The organism is Streptomyces sp. ISL-87, from assembly GCF_018614095.1.
Taxonomy (GTDB): Bacteria; Actinomycetota; Actinomycetes; order Streptomycetales; family Streptomycetaceae; genus Streptomyces.
This window is the reverse complement of sequence record NZ_JAGGOY010000075.1, coordinates 17,451-34,060: the sequence shown is the minus strand read 5'-3', so window position 1 is coordinate 34,060 and position 16,610 is coordinate 17,451. Positions and strand designations below refer to the sequence as shown.

The 16,610-nt window shown below is 71.8% G+C and carries 17 protein-coding genes; 10 read left to right on the top strand and 7 right to left on the bottom strand.

Annotation, left to right across the window (positions count from 1 at the left end; all coding sequences use genetic code 11):
* The first annotated feature begins 34 nt into the window (after nucleotides 1–34).
* The 5 genes from J7I97_RS26520 to J7I97_RS26500 all read left to right on the top strand — a co-directional run bounded on the left by J7I97_RS26520 (nucleotide 35) and on the right by J7I97_RS26500 (nucleotide 3,872).
* Complete coding sequence (locus J7I97_RS26520) at nucleotides 35–1,279, top strand: GNAT family N-acetyltransferase (RefSeq protein ID WP_214939321.1); 1,245 nt, start codon at nucleotides 35–37, stop codon at nucleotides 1,277–1,279.
* A 114-nt stretch (nucleotides 1,280–1,393) separates the two neighbouring features.
* Nucleotides 1,394–2,278: a sigma-70 family RNA polymerase sigma factor gene (locus tag J7I97_RS26515; RefSeq protein WP_214939318.1), complete on the top strand. Its 885-nt coding sequence runs from the start codon at nucleotides 1,394–1,396 to the stop codon at nucleotides 2,276–2,278.
* Between the two features lie 61 nt (nucleotides 2,279–2,339).
* Entirely contained in the window at nucleotides 2,340–2,795 is a 456-nt protein-coding gene (locus J7I97_RS26510) for a helix-turn-helix domain-containing protein (RefSeq protein ID WP_214939316.1), read from the top strand.
* Between the two features lie 23 nt (nucleotides 2,796–2,818).
* Nucleotides 2,819–3,385 (top strand): hypothetical protein, encoded by a 567-nt coding sequence (locus J7I97_RS26505; protein ID WP_214939313.1) that lies wholly within the window; start codon nucleotides 2,819–2,821, stop codon nucleotides 3,383–3,385.
* Between the two features lie 148 nt (nucleotides 3,386–3,533).
* Nucleotides 3,534–3,872 carry a DUF2516 family protein gene (locus J7I97_RS26500; RefSeq protein WP_214939310.1) on the top strand — a complete coding sequence of 113 codons (339 nt, stop codon included), beginning with the start codon at nucleotides 3,534–3,536 and terminating at the stop codon, nucleotides 3,870–3,872.
* Between the two features lie 57 nt (nucleotides 3,873–3,929).
* Here J7I97_RS26500 and J7I97_RS26495 read toward each other — a convergent pair whose 3' ends face one another.
* From J7I97_RS26495 to J7I97_RS26485, 3 genes are all read right to left on the bottom strand, one after another.
* On the bottom strand, nucleotides 3,930–5,339 hold the full coding sequence (locus tag J7I97_RS26495) for a PP2C family protein-serine/threonine phosphatase (RefSeq protein WP_374195515.1): 1,410 nt from the start codon (nucleotides 5,337–5,339) through the stop codon (nucleotides 3,930–3,932).
* A gap of 255 nt (nucleotides 5,340–5,594) precedes the next feature.
* The gene (locus J7I97_RS26490) at nucleotides 5,595–6,698 is read right to left on the bottom strand and encodes a C40 family peptidase (RefSeq protein WP_214939307.1); all 1,104 of its coding nucleotides are present in this window, start codon (nucleotides 6,696–6,698) and stop codon (nucleotides 5,595–5,597) included.
* Between the two features lie 201 nt (nucleotides 6,699–6,899).
* A complete protein-coding gene (locus tag J7I97_RS26485) occupies nucleotides 6,900–7,718 on the bottom strand; it encodes a class I SAM-dependent methyltransferase (RefSeq protein ID WP_214939304.1) in 819 nt (272 codons plus the stop codon).
* A 280-nt stretch (nucleotides 7,719–7,998) separates the two neighbouring features.
* Here J7I97_RS26485 and mshA point away from each other — a divergent pair, with 280 nt between their 5' ends.
* Both mshA and J7I97_RS26475 read left to right on the top strand, forming a co-directional pair.
* Nucleotides 7,999–9,381, top strand: a complete 1,383-nt coding sequence (gene mshA, locus J7I97_RS26480; protein WP_214939302.1) for a D-inositol-3-phosphate glycosyltransferase — start codon at nucleotides 7,999–8,001, stop codon at nucleotides 9,379–9,381.
* Nucleotides 9,374–9,862, top strand: coding sequence for a YbjN domain-containing protein (locus tag J7I97_RS26475; protein WP_214939300.1), 489 nt, complete (start codon nucleotides 9,374–9,376; stop codon nucleotides 9,860–9,862). Before mshA ends, J7I97_RS26475 begins: the two co-directional genes overlap by 8 nt.
* Nucleotides 9,863–10,107: 245 nt before the next feature.
* On the opposite strand, the gene J7I97_RS26470 is transcribed toward J7I97_RS26475, so the two are convergent.
* Complete coding sequence (locus J7I97_RS26470; protein WP_214939298.1) at nucleotides 10,108–11,394, bottom strand: MFS transporter; 1,287 nt, start codon at nucleotides 11,392–11,394, stop codon at nucleotides 10,108–10,110.
* Between the two features lie 153 nt (nucleotides 11,395–11,547).
* Between J7I97_RS26470 and J7I97_RS26465 the strand changes: the two genes are divergently transcribed.
* Complete coding sequence (locus J7I97_RS26465; RefSeq protein ID WP_214939296.1) at nucleotides 11,548–12,306, top strand: phosphoglyceromutase; 759 nt, start codon at nucleotides 11,548–11,550, stop codon at nucleotides 12,304–12,306.
* A 67-nt stretch (nucleotides 12,307–12,373) separates the two neighbouring features.
* Here J7I97_RS26465 and J7I97_RS26460 read toward each other — a convergent pair whose 3' ends face one another.
* Together J7I97_RS26460 and phoU are read right to left on the bottom strand one after the other, a co-directional pair.
* A complete protein-coding gene (locus J7I97_RS26460; protein WP_214939295.1) occupies nucleotides 12,374–12,523 on the bottom strand; it encodes a hypothetical protein in 150 nt (49 codons plus the stop codon).
* Nucleotides 12,524–12,661: 138 nt separating this feature from the next.
* Nucleotides 12,662–13,339, bottom strand: a complete 678-nt coding sequence (gene phoU / locus J7I97_RS26455; protein ID WP_214939292.1) for a phosphate signaling complex protein PhoU — start codon at nucleotides 13,337–13,339, stop codon at nucleotides 12,662–12,664.
* A 214-nt stretch (nucleotides 13,340–13,553) separates the two neighbouring features.
* On the opposite strand from phoU, the gene J7I97_RS26450 reads away from it, so the two are divergent.
* Entirely contained in the window at nucleotides 13,554–14,786 is a 1,233-nt protein-coding gene (locus J7I97_RS26450; protein ID WP_214939290.1) for a cell wall metabolism sensor histidine kinase WalK, read from the top strand.
* A complete protein-coding gene (locus J7I97_RS26445; RefSeq protein WP_030009598.1) occupies nucleotides 14,783–15,463 on the top strand; it encodes a response regulator transcription factor in 681 nt (226 codons plus the stop codon). Before J7I97_RS26450 ends, J7I97_RS26445 begins: the two co-directional genes overlap by 4 nt.
* Nucleotides 15,464–15,561: 98 nt before the next feature.
* Here J7I97_RS26445 and J7I97_RS26440 read toward each other — a convergent pair whose 3' ends face one another.
* Complete coding sequence (locus J7I97_RS26440) at nucleotides 15,562–16,242, bottom strand: DUF461 domain-containing protein (protein WP_214939288.1); 681 nt, start codon at nucleotides 16,240–16,242, stop codon at nucleotides 15,562–15,564.
* Between the last annotated feature and the right edge of the window lie 368 nt (nucleotides 16,243–16,610).

The following is a 16,610-nucleotide window of genomic DNA, read 5'->3' as shown; positions in this document are numbered from 1 at the left end:
ACTTGGGGCCGGGTGGCGGTTTAGCGTGCCGTGCATGAGTGCAGATGTCCGGCCGATCACCGAATCCGAACTCCCCGAGTGGCTGCGCACCGTGAACACGGGCTTCCTGCGCACGGAGCGGGACACGCCGGGCGATGTCGCCCAGCGGGCCAAGTGCGGCGACCTCGCCCGCACCCTGGGCGCCTTCGACGCCGACACGGGCCGCTGTGTGGCGGCCTTCCGGTCCTTCGCCCAGGAGCTGACCGTGCCCGGCGGTGCGGCCGTCCCCTCCAGCGCCGTCACCAATGTCGGCGTACTGCCCACGCACCGCCGCCAGGGCCTGCTGACGCGGATGATGACCGCCGAGCTCACGGCTGCCAAGGCGCGCGGTGACGTGCTGTCCACGCTGATCGCCGCCGAGTACCCGATCTACGGACGGTACGGGTACGGGCCCGCCGCGTCCGTCTCGGAATGGGAGATCGACGTACCGCGCACCGGACTCGACCCGCGCTGGTCGGGCCCCGCGGACGGCGGGCGGATCGACCTGGTGGACGTGGCTGAGGTCCGGCGGGTGGGCCCGGGGCTGCACGAGCGGCTGCGGACGACCCGGCACGGCATGGTGAGCCGGAACGCGCGCTGGTGGAGCCTGGCCACTGGGGCCGAGGAGATCTCGCACCGCCCGTACCAGGAGAAGTTCTACGCCGTGTACCGGACGCCGCAGGGCGAGGTGGCGGGCCTGGTCGCGTACAAGGCCGACGACCACTGGACCGATGCGAAGATCCCGCTGAACACCCTCCAGGTCAAGGAGCTGCTCGCGGCCACCCCGGAAGCGGAGCGGGCCCTGTGGCACTTCCTGTGCTCCATCGACTGGGTGCTGAAGGTCCGCACCGGTCTCCGCGCCCCCGACGACCTCGTCGCGCAGCTGCTGCCCGACCCGCGGGCGGCGGGGATCGTAACCGCCGCGGACTTCCTGTGGGTGCGGGTGCTGGACGTCGTACGGGCGCTGCGCGCGCGGACGTACGCCGTCCCCGGTGTGCTGGTCCTGGAGGTGACCGACCCGACGGGGCTGTCCGGCGGCCGCTACCGGCTGGACGCGGGCACGCGGGAGTGCGCGCCCACGGGGGAGGCGGCGGATCTGCGGCTCGACGTGGCAGCCCTGGGCGCGCTGTACCTCGGGGACGAGTCGGCGGTCCGGCTGGCCGCGCTCGGCCGGATCACGCAGGAGCGGCCGGGGGCGGCGGAGCTGGCGGACGCGGTGTTCCGCACCGCGCGGCGTCCGTGGTGCCCGGACGTCTTCTGACGCGGATTCCGAATCCGACTCCGGCTGCTGTCACACGGGCGGGGCGGCGTCCGTCAGGACGGTAGAGGCGGCGCGAACGCGGACCAGGCCGACGAAGGACGAGGGGACACCACGATGGGCGCGGACGACGACCGGAACGACTTCCTGGCAGCGCGCTTCGAGGAGCAGCGCGGCCACCTGCGGGCGGTGGCGTACCGGATGCTCGGCTCGGTGGCCGAGGCCGAGGACGCCGTCCAGGAGGCCTGGATCCGGCTCGACCGCTCGGACGCCGGCGCGGTGCAGAACCTGGGCGGCTGGCTGACCACCGTCGTCGCCCGGGTCTGCCTGGACCAGCTGCGCTCCCGCAAGGCGCGCCGCGAGGAGTCGCTCGACGGCCCGATGAGCATTCCGGAGCCGCTGCTGAGTCCGCCGGACGGGCTGGACCCCGAGCAGGAGGTACTGCTCGCGGATTCGGTGGGGCTCGCGCTGCTCGTCGTACTGGAGCAGCTGGCGCCCGCCGAGCGGCTGTCGTTCGTGCTGCACGACATGTTCGGGGTGCCCTTCGACGAGATCGCGCCCATCGTGGAGCGCACCCCGGCCGCCACCCGGCAGCTGGCCAGCCGAGCCAGGCACCGGGTCCAGGGCCAGGCGCCGGCCCCGGACCGGGACCGCGGGCGGCAGAAGGAGATCGTGGGCGCCTGGCTCGCGGCCGCCCGGGGCGGAAGCTTCGAGGGCCTGATCGCGCTGCTCGACCCGGAGGTGGTGCTGCGGGTGGACCTCGCGGAGGTGGCCCTGGGCGCGGGCGCGGTGGCCCGGCAGGCGCTCACCTTCCAGCGGCTCGCCCCGTACGCGGTGCCCGCGCTGGTCAACGGCGCGCTGGGCATCGTCACGATTCCGCCGGGCGGCAAGGCGGTCGCGGTCTCGGCGTTCACGGTCAGCGGCGGCCGTATCGCCGCGATCGACATCATCGTGGACCCGGCCCGGCTGGGCGGGCTGGATGTGACGGTGCTGGAGGGCTGAGCGTGGGAGATGTTGCAAGCGCCTGCTTGCAATAGTTAGCAAGGTGCGGCAGGATCGGGGCATGGCATCGCTCAACGTCGGAAATCTCGGCGAATACCTCCGCGAGCAGCGGCGGCAGGCCCAGCTCTCGCTGCGGCAGCTGGCCGAGGCGGCGGGCGTGTCGAATCCGTACCTGAGCCAGATCGAGCGCGGGCTGCGCAAGCCGAGCGCGGACATCCTCCAGCAGCTCGCCAAGGCGCTGCGGATCTCCGCGGAGACGCTGTATGTGCAGGCCGGGATCCTGGATGAGCGGGACCGGGACGAGGTGGAGACGCGGGCCGTCATCCTCGCCGACCCGTCCATCAACGAGCGGCAGAAGCAGGTGCTGCTCCAGATCTACGACTCGTTCCGCAAGGAGAACGCGCACGACGCCGCGACACATGACGCGGCGCACGATCCGGCGAACGGCGTGGCGCACGATCCGGCGAACGACGCGGCGCACGATGCAGCGAACGACGAGTTGCCCCATACGAACTGACTGTGATCCGGGAGGACCAGCACATGGCCATCGCCGATGACCTGAAGAAGACCCTCACCGACCCCACCCCGCTCTACTTCGCCGCCGGCACCGCCGACCTGGCCGTGCAGCAGGCCAAGAAGGTGCCCGGCCTCATCGAGCAGCTGCGTGCCGAGGCCCCCGCGCGGATCGAGGCCGTGAAGAACACCGACCCGAAGGTCGTTCAGGAGAAGGCCAAGGAGGCCCAGGAGGCGGTGACCGCCAAGGTCGCCGAGGTCCTCGGGGCGATCGACCCGAAGAAGCTGGGCGAAGCCGCCCAGGATCTGGCGCTGCGCGGTGTCGGCGTGGCCGCCGAGTACGCCGTACGCGCCAAGGAGACCTACGACAAGGTCGCCGAGCACGGCGAGCAGGCCGTACGTGCCTGGCGGGGCGAGCTCTCCGAGGAGATCGTCGACATCGCCGAGGTCGTCGAGCCGGAGCCCGCGGCCGAGGCGTCCGCCGAAGCCCCCGCCGCGACCTCCGCCGAGGAGAAGCCGGCCGCGCGCAAGACCACGGCGCGCAAGAGCACCGCGAAGAAGACCGTCGCCGCCACGCCGGGCGACGAGAGCTGATTCGGAAGCCGAATATCAGCATGGCGGGCCGGGCACCGGAGGGGTGTCCGGTCCGTTGTTGTTTGTGTGTTGTCTGTGGAGGCCGCTGTGCCGGTAGCGTGGAGGCAGGCGGCATCAGGCGTGCGTAGCGTGAGAAGGCGGTCAGGCGATGTTGATGAACGGGTTCGATAACGGGGTACTCCCGTTGCTCGGGTTCGCCATGCTGGCGCTCGCCGTCGTGGCCTTCGTGCTGGCGCTGCTGGCGCGCGAGGACGCGTACCGCGCCGCCGACAAGCAGACCAAGACCTTCTGGCTGGTCATCCTCGGCGTCACGGTCCTCGTGGACTTCTTCCTCGGGATGCTGTTCCTGGAGATCGCCGGCCTGGTCGCCAGCATCGTGTTCTTCGTCGACGTGCGCCCGGCCCTCAAGCAGGTCTCGGGCGGCGGCCGACGCCGTGGCGGCAGCAGCAGCGACGGGCCGTACGGGCCCTACAACGGCGGGCGGTAGCGGGAGCGCGGTAGAGCGCTAACGGGTAGGGCCGCAGCTCCGCGCCCCTGGGGGGTCTCAGCCCTCGGCGCGGGAGAGCAGGACCACGGCGACGTCGTCGGTGAGCTCCCCGCCGTTGAGGCGGCGGGCCTCGGTGACGGACGCCTCCAGCAGGCTCTCGCCGCTCAGGCCGCCGTCCAGGTGGCGGTTGATCATCTCCACCATGCCGTCCTGGCCGAGGCGCTCCTTGCCCTCGCCGATGCGGCCCTCGATCAGGCCGTCGGTGTAGAGCATCAGGCTCCAGGTGCCGCCCAGCTCCACCTGGCGGCGGGGCCAGCGGGCCTTGGGCAGCAGTCCGAGTGCCGGGCCGCTGTTCTCGTAGGGGAGCAGCTGCGCGCGGCGGCCCGGCCGGGATATGAGCGGGGCCGGATGGCCGGCCAGGCACAGGCCCGCGCGGCGGCCGTCCGGGGCGATGTCCACCGTGCACAGCGTCGCGAAGATCTCCTCGCAGGGGCGCTCCACCTCCAGGACCTCCTGGAGGGTGGCGAGGAGGTCGTCCCCGCACAGACCGGCGAGGGTGAGCGCGCGCCAGGCGATGCGGAGCTCGACGCCGAGGGCCGCCTCGTCGGGGCCGTGGCCGCAGACGTCGCCGATCATCGCGTGGACGGTGCCGTCGGGGGTGCGGACGGTGTCGTAGAAGTCCCCGCCGAGGAGGGCCCGGCTGCGGCCGGGGCGGTAGCGGGCGGCGAAGCGGAGGTCGGAGCCTTCGAGGAGGGGGTTGGGGAGCAGGCCGCGCTCCAGGCGGGCGTTCTCCTGGGCGCGCAGTTTCGATTCTGCAAGCTTGTACTGGGCGATGTCGGCCCGTTTTCTCTCCACCGCGTAGCGGATGGCGCGGCTGAGCAGCCGGCCGTCCAGCTCGTCCCGGAAGAGGAAGTCCTGGGCGCCGACCCGGACGGCCTCGGCGGCGCGCGGGGCGTCGGCCTCTGAGGTGAGGACGAGGACGGCGTGGTCGGGGGCGATGCGGAGGACCTGCCGGAGGGTGGCGAGCTGATCTTCTACGGCCGTGTCCGTGGCACCGATGGGTGCGCGGGCGGTCGAGTCCGGGAGCGAGAGGTCGAGCAGGATGCACTGCACGTCGTGCGTGAGCAGCCGGGCCGCCTCGGTGAGGTTGCGGGCGGTACGGAGCCGGATGCGGTGGCCGTCGGCGTCGTAGATCTCGGGGACGGTGAGACCGCCGTCGGGGTCGTCCTCGATGACCAGCAGGGTAAGCGCCTGCGGCGCCGCAGCCCCGATACCGGTACGCCCGGCGGGGCCGGCCGTGCCGACCATGACTGAGGTCGGGGACATCGAGGATATCGGGGACATTACGGACGTCGGGGGCGTGGGCAGAACGGCCTGACCGCTCTCCGTGGCCGGGGTGTCCCTCTGCCGCGGTACGGGTACGGGCATCGTTTCCGGTTCCTTCCCTCCCCCCGAGGGTGCGCTCATCGCCGCACCCTAGCCCGCGGTGCGGCCGAGCGGAATGGCTGATTCGGCGAGCGCCTCCGTCATATGCCGTTATCGCGGGGGAAAATCGGGCCGAAAGAATGACCAACGTCACGACGGCACCCCCGTCCGTCCCGCCCCCCGAGACACCCAGCCCTCCACCGCCCAGCCGGCCCCGGGCACGCCGGGCCCGCCGCGCCGCGGTGACCCGGGGCGGGCGCGGGGGCGAACCCCGGGCGGGTGGCGGCCCCGGAGAGGTTACGCGTCGGGGCGGACGATGGCCTTGATCGGCATGGAGCCCGCGCCGGCGATGGTGACGTTGCGGCCCGGGCGGGGGGCGTGGATCATCGCGCCGTCGCCGACGTACATCGCGACGTGGCTCGCGTCGTCGAAGTAGATGATGAGATCGCCCGGGCGCATGTCCTTGATCGCGACCTTCGGGAGCAGCCGCAGCTGTTCCTGCGACGTGCGCGGGATGCGCTTGCCCGCCGCCAGCCAGGCCTGGGACGTCAGGCCCGAGCAGTCGTACGAGCCCGGCCCCTCGGCGCCCCACACGTACGGCTTGCCTATCTGCGCGGTGGCGAACTGGACGGCCCGCCTCCCCGAGTCCGTCGCCGAGCCGCGCAGCTCCTTCAGCACGCCCGTCGACAGCCACGCCGTCTGCGCCTTGTACTGGGCCTCCTGCTCGAGCTGGATCAGCCGGGCCTTCTCCTCGGCCTCCAGCTTGCTCTCCAGCTCCTCCGCGGCCTTGATCTTCTCCTCGATCTTCTTCTTCGAGGTCTCCTGCTTGATCCGGTTCGCCTCGAGCTTCTGCCACACCGCGCTCGCGTCCTTGGCGTACTGCTCCAAGTCGCTCTGCGTCCGGTTCAGGTCCGACAGCAGCTCCGAGCCGGCCTTCTCGCCCCGCCGCAGCCGGTCCGCCCCGTCGAGGAACTGGGCCGGGTCGTTGCTCAGCGCCAGCTGCGCGCCCGGCGGGAGCCCGCCCGAGCGGTACTGCGCGCGGGCCGCGGCGCCGGCGCGGTTCTTCAGCGAGGAGATCCGCTCCTGGCCCGCGACGATCTGCAGCGCGATCTCGACGATCTTGCCGGACTGCGCCTTGGTCTCGCTCTCCGCGAGGTTGTACGCGTCCGTGGCGGTACCGGCCTGGCGGTAGAGGTCGTCGATGTCCTTGCGGACCTGCTCGAGGGACTTGGCGCCGTCCGGCCGAGGGGCCGAGGACGAAGAAGGGGAGGGGGAAGGGGAAGGCGAGGGCGCGGCGTACGCCATGCCCGGGGTCGCCAGTATCGCCATCGCGCACAGCAGCGTCAGGGCCGATCCGCCCCTCCGTCGCAGCCGCGCGTGCGATCGCTCTTCGGTCCCCATGGTCCCCCCAGGCGCCCGAGCCAGACCTGGGATCAGATCTGACTATTCATCAGTAACTTGTTACCGCCTTCGGGATGGTGCCACGAGTCGGTGAATTGCAACACCCTTGTGAGGGTCTTTCCGATCATGTCCGCCCACGTCACGCCCACCCCTGCCGACTCAACGGGCCGCTCCCGCAACCGGTTCCCCAACGCGCCGTGTTCACCCCGCCGGGCGCAACGCCTCCCAGCGCACGGTCAGTTCCCCCTGCCGCCACCGCCCCGGCCCGTCCGCCAGCGGCCAGTCGCCCGACAGCGCCCGCGCCGTTCGGATCCAGCGCTGTCGCGCCCCGTACGAGGCGTACGGAGCCGCCGCCGCCCACGCCCGGTCGAAGTCGCGCAGGAACGCGTACACCGGCTCGCCCGGCACGTTCCGGTGGATCAGCGCCTTCGGCAGCCGCTCCGCCAGGTCCGAGGGGCGCTCAAGGGAGCCCAGCCGGGTCGCGAACGTCACCGTACGCGCCCCCTCCGGTCCCAGCGCGACCCACACGTGCCGCCGCCCGATCTCGTCACACGTCCCCTCGACGAGCAGTCCGTCCGGAGCCAGCCGGGAGCACAGTCGCGCCCACACCTGCGCGACCTGCTCCTCGTCGTACTGGCGCAGTACGTTCGCCGCACGGATCAAGGAGGGCCGGGTGCCTCCGTCCAGGGGCACCTCGAAGCCGCCGTGCCGGAAGCTCAGCCCCTCACGCTCGTACGGCTTCGCCCCCGCGACCCGCGCCGGCTCGATCTCGATGCCGACCACCCGTACCAGCGGTGCCGCCTCCCGCAGCCGGGCCAGCAGCTCGACCGCCGTCCAGGGCGCGGCCCCGTAGCCGAGGTCCACGGCGACCGGGGCGTCCGCCCGCCGCAGCGCGGCCCCGTGCGTCGACGCGATCCAGCGGTCCATCCGGCGCAGCCGGTTCGGGTTCGTGGTCCCGCGGGTCACCGTGCCCACGGGGCGGCCGGGGCGGCTCGGGGGCGGGGTACTGCGGGAAGCCATGTGCCGAGGGTAAGCCGAGCGCCCGCGCCGGATAAAAATCCGGCAAACCGAGCAGGAAATCCCGGGGGCCCGGAATGCGGGGCGCGGCCATCCGGGTTGCACTCCATGAAGGGCGCCGACCGCGCTCTTGCCGGTGTGCCGTCATGCGTGATGTGTCGGATGTGTCCTGCGTGATGTGTCCTGCGTGATGTGTGCTGCGTGACGCCTCCGGCGTCATGTGCCCGGCGTCATGCCGCCCGAAGGCCGTCCACGCGTCGTCCGAGCGAGAGGAACTGCTCCCTTGAGCCAGTACGTGTCCCGCCTCGGCGGCAGCATCGGCGGCAGGATCGCCGCTGCCCGCTCCACCCGCCACGACCCGCCGAGGCTGCGCATGCCGGCCGTCGGCCACCACCGCAAGCCCCGCCGCGTCGCCATGCTCAGCGTGCACACCTCACCCCTGCACCAGCCCGGCACCGGCGACGCCGGCGGTATGAACGTGTACATCGTGGAGCTGGCCAAGAGGCTCGCCGCGATCAACATCGAGGTCGAGATCTTCACCCGGGCGACCGAAGGCGGGCTCGCTCCCGTGGTCGAGCTGGCCCCGGGCGTCCTCGTACGGCACGTGGACGCGGGCCCGTACGAGGGCCTCGCCAAGGAGGAGCTCCCCGCCCAGCTGTGCGCCTTCACGCACGGCGTGATGCAGGCCTGGGCGGGCCACCGCCCCGGCTACTACGACCTCGTCCACTCCCACTACTGGCTCTCCGGTCACGTCGGCTGGCTCGCCGCCGAACGCTGGGGCGTGCCGCTGGTGCACGCCATGCACACCATGGCCAAGGTCAAGAACGCGGCGCTGGCCGAGGGCGACACGCCCGAGCCCGCCGCCCGCGTCATCGGCGAGACCCAGATCGTGGCCGCCGCGGACCGCCTCATCGCGAACACCGCGGAGGAGGCCGACGAGCTCGTACGGCACTACGAGGCCGACCCCGGCAAGGTGGCCGTCGTCCACCCCGGCGTGAACCTCGACCGCTTCACCGTCGGCGAAGGGCGCGCCGCGGCCCGGGCCCGCCTCGGCCTGCCGCAGGACGCGGTGATCCCGCTGTTCGCGGGGCGGATCCAGCCGCTGAAGGCCCCCGACATCCTGCTGCGCGCGGTCGCCGAGCTGGTGGACCGGGATCCGGCGCTGCGGCACCGGCTGTTCGTCCCCGTCGTCGGCGGTCCCAGCGGCAGCGGCCTCGCCAAGCCGGAGGGGCTCCAGAAGCTCGCCGCGAAGCTGGGCATCGCCGACCTGGTGCACTTCCACCCGCCGGTCGGGCAGGACATGCTGGCCGACTGGTTCCGGGCGGCGTCGGTGCTGGTGATGCCCTCGTACAGCGAGTCGTTCGGGCTCGTGGCGATCGAGGCGCAGGCGACCGGCACACCGGTGCTCGCGGCCGAGGTCGGCGGGCTGCCGGTCGCCGTCAACGACGGGGTCACGGGGATCCTCGTACCCGGGCACGACCCGGTGGACTACGCGCGCGAGCTGCGGCGGTTCGTCGACGAGCCGGGGCTCGCGGACCGGATGGGCGCGGAGGCCGCCCGGCACGCGCAGTTCTTCGGGTGGGACACGGCCGCGAGCGGCACGGCCGACGTGTACACGGGGGCGATGCACGATCACCGCCGTCGCGTACGCTCCCACCATGGCTGACACCGCCGCGATCATCGAGACCACGCTGACCGAGGCCGGGCTGGGGTGGGAGAGCCCGGAGCCCGGTTCCTACGTCGTCCAGCTGCCCGGCACCCGCAAGCTGAGCACCACCTGCTCGCTGCGGGTGGGCCGGCACTCCCTCTCGGTCAACGCGTTCGTGATCCGTCACCCGGACGAGAACGAGGCGGGCGTCCACCGCTGGCTGCTGGAGCGCAACCTCAAGCTGTACGGCCTGTCCTACGCGGTGGACAGCCTCGGCGACGTCTACCTGACGGCCCGCCTCCCGCTCTCCGTGGTCACCCCGGAGGACCTGGACCGCCTGCTCGGCACGGTCCTGGAGGCGGCGGACGGCGCCTTCAACACGCTGCTGGAGCTGGGCTTCGCGAGCGCGATCCGACGCGAGTACGAGTGGCGGGTGTCGCGGGGCGAGCCGACGTACAACCTGGACGCCTTCCGCCATTTGACGCAGCCGTCCGCCTGACCCTGGGCGGGGCCTGCGGGGGGTCTGCGGGGCCCGCCGCCGCGCAAGCGGCCCCGGGCTGCGCCCGGGCTCCTGGGGCTCCGCCCCAGACCCCGCGCCTCAAACGCCGGCGGGGCTGGATGGGGGCTCCGCCCAGGCCCCGCGCCTCAAACGCCGGCGTGGATGGGGGCTCCGCCCAGACCCCGCGCCTCAAACGCCGGCGGGGCTGGATGGGGGCTCCGCCCCAGGCCCCGCGCCCGAGGGCGTCAGGCGTCGGCCGTGGCCGGTTTCGGCAGGGGGGCCACCGGCGCCGGGGCCGACGACACGGCGGCGGGTTCACCCTCGGGGAGGCGCCGCATGAGCAGCCAGTAGCCCAGCGCCGCCACCGTGCCCAGGAGCCCCGTACCGCCCCACAGCCACCGCTCCCCGAAGCGGTCGATCACGAAGCCCGCCATCAGCGGCGCCACCAGCGAGGCCACCGCCCACGACATGGTGTACATCCCCTGGTAGCGCCCCCGCCCGTCGACCGGGGACAGCCGGACCACCAGGCCCATCTGCGTCGGCGAGTTCACGATCTCCGCCAGCGTCCACACGCACACCGTCAGGGCGTACGCCCACAGCGGCCCGGCGAACGCCGTCAGGGCGAACCCGTACCCCGCCAGCAGTGCCGAGACGACCAGCAGCTTCCGCGGATCCCGGTGCTCGATGAACCGGGTGACCGGGATCTGGAGCACCACGATCAGCAGCCCGTTCGCCGCGATGACCAGCCCGTAGTCCCCGGGCGAGAAGCCGGCCGCGCCCATCGCCACCGGCAGGCCCACCATCCCCTGGGTGAACACCAGCGAGATCAGGAACGACAGCCCGACCACACCCATGAAGCGCCCGTCCCGCAGGACGGTGCCGAGCCCGGTCGCCGGATCGGCGGCGTCCTGCGACACCGCCGCCCCGCCCGGGGCCACCGGCCGCGATTCCGGCAGCTTGAGGAACACCAGCACCGCGCACACCAGCGTCAGCGCCGCCTCGCCCAGGAACCCGGCCAGGTAGCTGTACTCCGCGATCATCCCGGCCGCCGTCGCACTGGCGGCGAAGCCGAGGTTGATGGCCCAGTAGTTCAGCGCGAAGGCCCGTACCCGGTCCTCCGGCCGCACGATGTCCGCCATCATCGCCTGCACCGCCGGGCGCGAGGCGTTGGACGTCATGCCGACCAGCAGCGCCACCGCCGCGATCGCCGCCGGGTGCTCCATGAAGCCCAGCAGCGCCACCGAGAAGGCGGTCGAGGCCTGCGCCGCCAGCAGCGTGGGCCGCCGCCCCAGCCGGTCGGTCATCACCCCCGCGACCAGCGAGGAAGCCACACCGCCCAGCCCGTGCAGGGCCACCACGAGTCCCGCGAAGGAGGCCGAATAGCCCCGCTCCAGGGTCAGGTACAAGGTCATGAACGTGGCGACGAAAGCCCCGAGCCGGTTGATCAGCGTGCTCGTCCAGAGCCACCAGAAGGCGCGCGGCAGACCCGACACGCTTTCCCGGGCAACCCGTATCAAAGCGCCAGAAAACATACGGATTCCCCCGGGTGGTGTAAGTGCCTCTTGAGCTCCTCGCACCGTACGACCGACCCCCGGCGGCCGCCACTGGATTGACGCCCGCCGTCAATCGGGCAGGGCCCCGGCACCGCGCGCGAGCGTCCCGAGCCGTCCATTAGGCTCGTACGCATGGCCGACGCACCGTACAAGCTGATCCTCCTCCGCCACGGCGAGAGCGAGTGGAACGCGAAGAACCTGTTCACCGGCTGGGTGGACGTCAACCTCAACGAGAAGGGCGAGAAGGAGGCGGTCCGCGGCGGTGAGCTGCTCAAGGACGCCGGCCTGCTCCCCGACGTGGTCCACACGTCGCTCCAGAAGCGCGCGATCCGCACGGCCCAGCTCGCGCTGGAGTCCGCCGACCGCCACTGGATCCCCGTGCACCGCAGCTGGCGCCTGAACGAGCGCCACTACGGCGCCCTCCAGGGCAAGGACAAGGCCCAGACCCTCGCCGAGTTCGGCGAGGAGCAGTTCATGCTGTGGCGCCGCTCGTACGACACCCCGCCGCCGGCCCTTGAGGACGGCACGGAGTTCTCCCAGTCCGAGGACCCGCGCTACGCCTCGATCCCGCCGGAGCTCCGCCCGCGCACCGAGTGCCTCAAGGACGTCGTCGTCCGCATGCTGCCGTACTGGTACGACTCGATCGTCCCGGACCTCCTGGACGGCCACACCGTCCTGGTCGCCGCACACGGCAACAGCCTCCGCGCCCTGGTCAAGCACCTGGACGGCATCTCCGACGCCGACATCGCGGGCCTCAACATCCCGACCGGCATCCCGCTCTCCTACGAGCTGGACGCCGACTTCAAGCCCCTCAACCCGGGCGGCACCTACCTCGACCCGACCGCCGCCGCGGCCGCCATCGAGGCCGTCAAGAACCAGGGCAAGAAGTAACCCTGACGCACGAAAAGCCCCCTACCAGCGGTTTTCCCGCCGGTAGGGGGCTTTTCCCTGTCGTGCGTCAGCCGCCGCATTGGCACGGGGCGCCGGACTGGCAGCCGCAGCCGCAGCCCGAGCCGCAGCCGCAGGCGGCGAGCAGTGGCAGGCGGAGCGGTTCCGGCGCGGGCTGCTGCTCGTGTTCCGGGGTGATGGGGACGGGGGAATCGGGCATGGTTCCTCCTCGCAGGCGGCGTACGGGACGTCGTACGTGTGACTGCCTTCGCCCTCATTCATGCCCAGCCGAACCGGCGCGTCAACGGCGCATTGGCGCAGAGCGGAAGCGCCCGGTCAGGCGGCCGTCCGGCGGCGGTCAGACGCCGTCGACCACCGTCGGCGGCTGGAGCTCGTCCGCGTGCTCGCCCGTCACCAGGTAGACGACGCGCTTGGCCACCGACACCGCGTGGTCCGCGAAACGCTCGTAGTAGCGGCCCAGCAGGGTCACGTCCACCGCGGTCTCGATGCCGTGCTTCCAGCGGTCGTCCATCAGGTGCTGGAACAGCGTGCGGTGCAGCTGGTCCATCTCGTCGTCGTCCTGCTCCAGCTGGAGCGCCAGGTCGACGTCCTTCGTGATGATGACCTCGGCGGCCTTCGCCATCAGGCGCTGCGCCAGCTGCCCCATCTCCAGAATGGTCGCGTGCAGGTCACGCGGCACCGCCGTGTCCGGGAAGCGCAGCCGGGCCAGCTTCGCGACGTGCTGGGCCAGGTCACCCGAGCGCTCCAGGTCGGCGCTCATCCGCAGCGAGGTCACGACGATGCGCAGGTCCGTGGCGACCGGCTGCTGGCGGGCCAGCAGCGCGATGGCACGCGCCTCCAGGTCGTGCTGGAGGTCGTCGACCTTCTGGTCGGCGGCGATGACACTCTCGGCGAGCTTCAGGTCGGCGTCGAGCATGGACGTCGTGGCCCGCCCGATCGCGGAACCGACCAGGCGGGCCATCTCGACCAGGCTTTCACCGATCGAGTCCAGTTCCTCGTGGTACGCGTCACGCATGTCTGGTGTCCCTCTCTTGACCTACTTCGATACTGCCCGGGGCCGGGCCGGGGCGGCCTCCTGCCCCACGTTCACACGGTGAGCGGCGAACGCGTCCGACTCCGGCATCACAAGTGAATCAACCCCGTCGTCAGGGTGAACTCTGGGCGACGACTGTTCGAGGTGCCACCCGAACGGCTGTGGAAGTGTCCTCGCGCCTGCTTAACCTGGATCCATGGACGTGAACGCGGCGGTCGCCGCAGCTGCAGCGATTGCCGGTCTTTGTACCGGTGTCATCGCCATGCTGGCGTTCCGCTGGAGCGAGCGCGACCACGCCCGCCCCACCCGGAGCTCCATGCGCCCCGACATCAACGCGGTGCTCCCACCCGGCGTGGACACCGTCCTGTCGGTGCTCCGCTCCTCGGCCGTCGTACTGGACGAGGGCGACGCGGTCGTCAAGGCCAGCTCGGCGGCGTACGCCCTCGGGCTGGTCCGCGGCGGGAAGCTCGCCGTGGAACCCATGCTCCACATGGCCCGCGACACCCGCCGTGACGGGGAGATACGCCAGGTGGAGCTGGACCTGCCCCGGCGCGGGACCGGCCGCGGCGAGGCCCTCGCGGTCTCCGCCCGTGTCGCCCCGCTCGGCTCCCGCCTGGTGCTCCTGCTGGTCGAGGACCTCACCGAGGCCCGCCGCATCGAGGCGGTCCGCCGTGACTTCGTCGCGAACGTGTCGCACGAGCTCAAGACCCCCGTCGGAGCGATCTCCCTGCTCTCCGAAGCGGTCATGGACGCCTCCGACGACCCCGAGGCGGTCAGCCGCTTCGCCGGCCGCATGCAGATCGAGGCGACCCGCCTGATCAACCTCGTACAGGAGCTCATCGACCTCTCCCGGGTACAGAACGACGACCCCCTGGAGGACGCCGAGCCCGTACGAGTCGACACGCTGGTGGCGGAGGCCATAGACCGCTGCCGCCACACGGCGACCTCCAAGCAGATCACCATGGCTGCGGGCGGCACCGCCGACCTGCGGGTCTGGGGCAACCGCGGACAGCTCGCGGCCGCCCTCGGGAACCTGGTGGAGAACGCCGTCAACTACAGCCCGGCCCGTACCCGCGTCGGCATCGCCGCGCGCCGGGTCACCGCGCCGGGTGGAGACTTGATCGAGATAGCCGTGACCGACCAGGGCATCGGCATCCCGGAAAAGGACCGCGAGCGCATCTTCGAGCGCTTCTACCGTGTGGACCCGGCCCGCTCCCGTGCCACGGGCGGAACCGGACTCGGCCTCGCGATCGTGAAGCATGTGGCTGCCTCGCACGGCGGGGAGGTGTCGGTATGGAGCTCGGAGGGCCAGGGTTCCACGTTCACCCTGCGACTCCCCGAAGCGGCCGCGCTGGCCCCGGCCCCCGCACCCACCCGACCCCCGCTTGAACAAGAAACAGCCATCCCTGCCCCGGAGGTCCTTCCGTGACCCGAGTGCTCGTCGTCGAGGATGAGGAATCCTTCAGCGACGCCCTGTCCTACATGCTCCGCAAGGAGGGCTTCGAGGTCGCGATCGCCGCGACCGGGCCCGACGGGCTCGACGAGTTCGAGCGCAATGGCGCCGACCTCGTCCTCCTCGACCTGATGCTCCCCGGCCTGCCCGGCACGGAGGTCTGCCGGCAGCTGCGCGGCCGCTCCAACGTCCCCGTCATCATGGTGACCGCCAAGGACAGCGAGATCGACAAGGTCGTCGGGCTGGAGATAGGAGCCGACGACTACGTCACCAAGCCCTTCTCCTCGCGCGAGCTGGTCGCCCGCATCCGCGCGGTCCTGCGCCGCCGCGGTGAGCCGGAAGAGGTCACACCGGCGGCTCTGGAGGCCGGCCCGGTACGCATGGACGTGGACCGGCACGTGGTCACCGTCTCCGGCGGCAAGGTGGACCTCCCGCTGAAGGAGTTCGACCTGCTGGAGATGCTGCTGCGCAACGCGGGCCGCGTGCTGACCCGTATGCAGCTGATCGACCGGGTCTGGGGCGCCGACTACGTCGGGGACACCAAGACCCTCGACGTCCACGTCAAGCGCCTGCGCGCCAAGATCGAGCCGGACCCGGGCGCGCCGCGCTACCTGGTCACGGTGCGCGGCCTGGGCTACAAGTTCGAGCCGTAAACCGTCCCTGTGGCATACGGAAGGGCTCCCACCCGCACCAGCGGATGGGAGCCCTTCCCGTATCGCTACGTCGCTACGTCGCTACGCAGCTCCGTGCCTCAGTGGCCCGCGCTGTGCGAGGGAGAGCCGGACGGCGTGCCCGAGGCCGCGCCCGACGGGGAGCCGGACGGCGTGCCCGCGGGGGAGCCGGACGGGCTGCCCGACGGCGTGGCCGCGGGGGAGCCGGAGGCGCTGCCCGACGGGGTGGAGCCGGCGGCGGGGGCCTCCGTCGGGCCGTAGTTCGAGTACATGCCCGAGGCCGGGACGACGAAGGCGTCCAGCGCGACGTCGCCCGTGTTGCTCAGCTTGAAGACGACCTTCTGGACGTCGCCGTCCTGGACGGCGTCGCCGCCCTCGATGACGGCGGAGGCGTTGCCCTTGCCGCCCAGCAGCACGGAGCCGCCGGCCGGCACGATGACCTTGCCGGAGCCCGTCGCGGACTTCAGGACGACCTTGCGGGCGCCACCACCCTCAAGGGTGATGGCGTCGAGGGTCTGCTCCTTGAAGCCGGAGTTGAAGACCGTCGCCGACACGGCGGCCGGGCGGCCCTTCTTGTCCTTCGAGGCCTGGGTGATGACCAGCACGTTCTGGACCTTGATGTCGCCCTTGGTGACAGCGGCGTTGTCCGGCGTGATCTGGAGAGTCTGCGCGTCGTTGCCCGCGCCGCACGCGGCGAGCGAGGCGATCGAGAACACGACGGCGGTAGCGGCGAGGGCGCCGCGTCGAAGGCTGCGGCTCACGGCGGCGGCAACTCCTAGGACGTACGGACGGGAGGGTGGGCTCCCCCAGCTCACGCTGGGAGGTACTACCCCCTGGGGCGGTTGAGGTAAAGCCGCCCTAAGGGTGTGTCAGCGCGCTTAGGTTACCGAGCCGCCGCCCCGCCCCCGCACCCGACCCTCCGCAGGACACGGCCCACCCTGCACCCGTCCCGCGATCTTGCATTCAGTCCGCCGTTTCACTCGCCGTTCATCCGGTCCTCGCATATCGTGCGCGGGCGTCCGGTGATCAAATTCCCGGATTCCTCGGAACGCGGCTCCGTGATCAATTCAGGATTGGGCCGGAACCACTCCGTACGGGTGCCCGCCAGTCGAACGGAGTAGTTCGGTTT